Raw genomic sequence first — 5,044 nt, forward strand, 5'->3', positions numbered from 1 at the left:
ATGATCACAAAAGGCCATGGAATCGGGCGCTTCGGGCAACAAGGCTGATGCCAGGCGGATCGCGCTGGGCGAGCCACCCACTTCCGGAGCAATCGATGCGCAAGTCACGACGACAGCTGACCGTCAACAGCCGCACCTACGCCGCGAGCTGCGGCCGATGCCGCGCCGTGATGCTGCCGAACGCCAGCGTGTGCCGCAGCTGTGGTGGCTTCGCGATCGACCACAACCGTCACCCCGACTACGACCGGCCGCTCGCCCTCGCCCGCGCCGCCGCTGCGGCCGACGTCCAGGCGGTGCTTGAAGGCGCGCTCCCGGTCTACGCCCGGCCCAACCCGCAGCGGGTCAGCACGGTCCTGAGCTGCTGGCCGTTCGGCGCTACCGACGCGTCAGAGGAGCCGACGCCCGTCACGCCCGTTATCGAGCTGGCGGAGCCGAGCGTGCTCGGCTTCGAAGCGGTCGTGCACCGCAGCGACGTACCCACCCAGCGCGGCGAGATGGAGTCCGTCCCCGCGACGGGGCCGAACCCGTTCCTGTCCGCCGCGCGGATCCTGCACGCCCGCGAGGAGGCGCAAGCCTGCTAGCAGGGCGTCGCAAGCGTGCCTAGCGAGGCGGCCGGCGAATGAGCGACCGCGGCCGGGTGAACGCCCTGATGCCGTCAGCCCCGAGCTCCCGCCCGATACCGCTTTGCCCGACGCCGCCGAACGGCAGCCGCGGATCCTGCGCGGCCATGCCGTGGGCGTTGATCGACACCGATCCGGCGATCAGCCGCGACGCGATGTCGTCCCCGAGCGCCTCATCGCCGGTCCACACGGAAGCGGTCAGCCCGAACTCGGTCGCGTTGGCCGCGTCGACCGCCTCGTCGAGGTCGTCGTACCCGAGGATCGGCACGACGGGTCCGAACTGCTCGTCGGCGACGATGGCGGCGTCGGCAGGTACGCCGGTGACGACGGTCGGCAGTACGAAGTAGCCGCCCGAATCGGCGTCGTCCTCACGCAGCCGACCACCGGTCCGTACCGTCGCGCCCGCTGCGGCCGCTGCGTCGAGCATCGCCGTGACCCGGTCGCGGCCGGCGGCGGTGTGCATCGGGCCGAGGGTCGTGTCCGGCGCGAGCCCGTCGCCGACGATCTCGCGGTCACATCGCGCGAGCAACGCGTCGGCCAGCTCGGCGACCCGGTCGCGCGGGCAGTAGAGCCGCTTCACCGCCATGCAGACCTGGCCGCCGGTGGTGTAGGTCGCGGTGAACAGATCCTCAGCCAACGCCTCGGTGATCTGCTGGTCGGGCGCGACGATCGCGGCGTCGTTGCCACCGAGCTCGAGCAGCACCGGCGTGAGCCGCTCGGCCGCCGCCGCCATGACGGCCCGGCCGGTCGCGACGCCCCCGGTGAGGGAGATGACGTCGATGCCGCGGTGGGCGACCAGCGCGCGACTGAGATCGGCGCCCGGGCCGGCCAGCAGGTTCACGACGCCGTGCGGCAGCCCGGCCGCGAGGACCGCGCCGAACTCCAACAGCGCCAGCGGTACCGTCGGCGGCACCTTGACGACCGCGGTGTTGCCGGCGACCAGCGCCGACGTCACCTTCATCATGGTGACCGCGACCGGCCAGTTGAACGGAATGATCAGCGCGGCGACGCCGTGCGGTTCGCGTTGCAGCCTCGGGTACGCCGCAGGCGGCTCGACCAGCTCGGGAGCGAGCGCGTCCTCGGCCATCATCCCGAGGACCTGGGCGAGCGCGGGCGCAGTCACGAACTCGAACTCCGCCTCACTGCGGACCTTGCCGTGCTCGCGGGTGTAGGTGGTCGCGAGATTGGCGTCGGCCGCGGACGCGGCGGCGGCATCGGTTGCGGCGACGACCAGCGCGAGCCGTTCCGCAACGGTCAGCGAGGCCCACTGCGGCGCGGCGCGGCGGGCGGCCGCAACCGCGAGATCGAGCTGTGCGGTGTCGGCGGCCAAGCCCTGACCGATCACTTCGGCAGGCCGCGCGGGGTTGTGCACGTCGTACCAGCCAGCGGCGCCGTCAAGCCGCACCCCGTCGATCACCAGCTGCCCGCGCACGGTCATGAGCCGCACCCTAGAGCGGACGGCACATGCGTACACCTCTAGCGATACCGATGTGCCGTTCGCTCTAGGGTTCGCTGCGTGAGGGCCGCCGTGCTGCGCGAGGTCGGTACGCCGCCTGCCGTCGAGGAGCTGACCCTCCGCCCGCTGCGCCCCGGCGAGATCCGGGTGAAGCTGGCGGCGAGCGGCATCTGCCACACCGACCTGTCGGTGTACGACGGCGGCATGCCGGCCGTCACCCCGTGCACCCTCGGCCACGAAGGCGCCGGCGTCGTCGAAGCCTGCGGCGCCGACGTCAGCGGCATCGAGGTCGGCGCCCGCGTCGTCCTCACCTGGAACGTCGCCTGCGCCACGTGCGCCCACTGCACGCGCGGCGAGCCGTACCTGTGTCCGGCCGGCCTGGCCTACGCCTACGACGCGCCCTACGCGAGCAGCGCACCCGACGACATCGACGTCTGGCAGTCCCTCGGCGCCGGCACGTTGGCCGAAGAGACGATCGTCCCCGCGGCCGCCGCGATCCCGATCGACGACGCGCTGCCGCTCGACCTGGCGTGCCTGCTCGCCTGCGGCGTGACGACCGGCGTCGGCGCAGCCCTCCGCACAGCCGGCGTGCAGCCCGGCGAGACCGTCACCGTCATCGGCTGCGGCGGCGTCGGTCTGTCCGCCATCCAGGGTGCGCGCATCGCCGGCGCCAGCCGGATCATCGCCGCCGACCGCGCGCCCGCCCAGCTGGCCGCCGCGACGAAGTGTGGCGCCACCGACGTGGTCGACACCTCGACGACCGACCTCGCGACGGCGGTGCGCGACCTGACCGGCGGCGTCGGCACCGACCACGCACTCGAGGTCGTCGGCGCGCCACAAACGATCCTCGCGGCCTACGCCAGCGCCCGACGGGGCGGGATCGTCACGTTGGTGGGCGCCGGCCGTTACGACGAGAACGTCAGCTTCCCCACCCTGTCCTTGATGGCCGACGCGAAGCAGATCCGCGGCAGCGTCTACGGCTCGACCGACGCCGTTCGCGACATCCCCGCACTTGCGACGCTGGCGTTGGAAGGCCGGCTCGACCTCGCGGCGCTGATCACCGAACGCATCGCCCTGTCGGAGGTCAACCGTGGCTTCGCCGCGATGGCCGCCGGGGACGGCGCGCGCCGTATCGTCGTCTTCTAGGGATCGCGCCGGGAGCCGGAGGGGAACCAATGAAGAAGATCACGTCAGTCACAGTTGCGGCACTCACCGTCGGAGGGCTGATCGCTTCGGTTGCCCCTGCGTCGGCGCATCCCTCCGCCGCAGCCCTCACCAAGGCGCGCGCCACCTCGATCGCGACCGCGATCAACCTCAAGTCCTCGGACTTCCCGGACTACTCGGTCACGCCGTACCAGCCGAGCGCCCAAGAGAAGGCGGAGGACAAGCGGGTCGCGAAGTGCGTCGGCGAGCAGCCGGAGTTCGTCGACGTGACCTCCGCCGAGTTCGACAACTCCGACGGGTACGGCTTCTCCTCGGAGACCTCGTTCGTGTCCTCGCTCGCCGCGGTCAAGACCGACGCCCGACGCGCCACCTCCGCTCACGCGCGTAGCTGCTTCAAACAGGAGCTACAGGCGGCCGCGACCGAAGCGGGTGCGTCGAGTGCGAAGGTGACGGTCACGCCGGTCCACGAGTCCGCCGTCTCCGGACTCGATGCGGTCTTCGCCATGAAGTTCGCGGTGACGTTCAGCGTGCTCGGGCAGACCGCGTCGCTGTACGGCTACGACTTCGGCTTCGGGCGTGGCAACGCAGAGGTCTCGCTCACCGAGATCGGCTCGGCCGACGTCCCGGCCAGCGCCAGCACCCAGACGCTCGCCACGCTGGTCTCGCGCGCCAAGCACAACGTCCCGGCCGCAGGGTTCAAGATCGCCTGAGCAACGCTCGCCGGGTGGGGGACGCCGTGAGCACCTGCCGCAACTGCGGACGCTCGTTGAGCTCCGCCGCCGCCTCCTGCGCCTCGTGCGGCCGGTACGTCGCGCGTCCGGTTGCCCTCCGACCGCGGACGCCGCTTTCGCCCCGCCAGCCGGTCTCGCCGGTCTCCCGGGTGCCGACGACTCCGCTGGCGACACTCGCACGCGTCGGTGCATCGCCGTCGACGTCGGCGGTCGTGGTCGAGCCCACCGTGCGGTACGTCGAGCCCGAACCAGACCCACCGGCGATGGTGGTGACGACGACGCCGCCCCCGCCACAGCTTTCGCCACCGCAAGCCGCCGGCGTCGTACCTGCCGCGACCTGGGCGCCGCCGGCGATGATGCCGCCGACGTTCTACCCCACTCCGCAACGCGGGCGCGGTTCGAGATCCGGCGGCACTGCCAGCGGCACCCGGATCGCCCGGCGACTCGTCATCGGCGCGGTCGTGGTCTTCGCCGCACTGGCGGCGATCGGCGCACTCGAGAATGCCGGGTCGAACTCGTCGTCGGACACCACGCCAATCAGCGTGCCGTCAATCCAGATCAGCATCCCGACGTTCGGCGACACGCATAGGTCTACGCGCCACCCGGCCCGGTCGGTGGATCCGAATGTGACGTCGGATCTCGTGACGTTGTCGGCGGCCGAGGAGATCTATCAGGTCGAGTACGGCCGATACACCGCCGATGCGCCGCTGCTCGCCCGACAGATTCACGTCGACCTGCGGGGCAACTATCAGATCGGGCTCGACGGGTCGCGCAGCTACTGCCTCATCGGCCAACAGGCGAGCGGGGTATGGCGCCTCTACGACAAGAACCATCCGGAAACGATCATCACGTCGTACGCCGACGCGGCGTCCGCCAGGCGGGCCTGCTCGTTGCCCGTCCGGTGGGGCGGCTGACCGTCGGCATCGTCGATGATGGTGCGGTGGCTCCCGCATTGACCGGAACCGAGTGAACGCCTGCCCGCGCTGCGCAACGGTGCTGTTGCCAGGCGCGTCCGTCTGCAGCGGCTGCGGGTTGCTGCTCAACGCAGCACCACCGCCATCACCACCGCCATC

5 protein-coding genes are annotated in these 5,044 nt (G+C 71.5%); 4 read left to right on the top strand and 1 reads right to left on the bottom strand.

What is annotated here, in order from left to right; genetic code table 11:
• Window positions 1-95: 95 nt before the first annotated feature.
• Window positions 96-581, top strand: coding sequence for a hypothetical protein (locus tag VG899_07265; GenBank protein HWA66152.1), 486 nt, complete (start codon window positions 96-98; stop codon window positions 579-581).
• A gap of 19 nt (window positions 582-600) precedes the next feature.
• Here VG899_07265 and VG899_07270 read toward each other — a convergent pair whose 3' ends face one another.
• Window positions 601-2,058, bottom strand: a complete 1,458-nt coding sequence (locus VG899_07270; protein HWA66153.1) for an aldehyde dehydrogenase family protein — start codon at window positions 2,056-2,058, stop codon at window positions 601-603.
• Between the two features lie 78 nt (window positions 2,059-2,136).
• On the opposite strand from VG899_07270, the gene VG899_07275 reads away from it, so the two are divergent.
• The 3 genes from VG899_07275 to VG899_07285 all read left to right on the top strand — a co-directional run bounded on the left by VG899_07275 (window position 2,137) and on the right by VG899_07285 (window position 4,885).
• The gene (locus VG899_07275) at window positions 2,137-3,222 is read left to right on the top strand and encodes a Zn-dependent alcohol dehydrogenase (GenBank protein HWA66154.1); all 1,086 of its coding nucleotides are present in this window, start codon (window positions 2,137-2,139) and stop codon (window positions 3,220-3,222) included.
• 29 nt (window positions 3,223-3,251) lie between these two features.
• Window positions 3,252-3,950 (top strand): hypothetical protein, encoded by a 699-nt coding sequence (locus VG899_07280; protein ID HWA66155.1) that lies wholly within the window; start codon window positions 3,252-3,254, stop codon window positions 3,948-3,950.
• A gap of 170 nt (window positions 3,951-4,120) precedes the next feature.
• Entirely contained in the window at window positions 4,121-4,885 is a 765-nt protein-coding gene (locus VG899_07285) for a hypothetical protein (protein HWA66156.1), read from the top strand.
• Window positions 4,886-5,044 lie beyond the last annotated feature (159 nt).

Source organism: Mycobacteriales bacterium (assembly GCA_035550055.1).
Taxonomy (GTDB): Bacteria; Actinomycetota; Actinomycetes; order JAFAQI01; family JAFAQI01; genus DASZTV01.

Coding starts and splice junctions, on each gene's coding strand:
- VG899_07265 (HWA66152.1), top strand. CDS start 96: ATGCGCAAGTCACGACGACAGCTGACCGTCAACAGCCGCACCTACGCC.
- VG899_07270 (HWA66153.1), bottom strand. CDS start 2,058: ATGACCGTGCGCGGGCAGCTGGTGATCGACGGGGTGCGGCTTGACGGC.
- VG899_07280 (HWA66155.1), top strand. CDS start 3,252: ATGAAGAAGATCACGTCAGTCACAGTTGCGGCACTCACCGTCGGAGGG.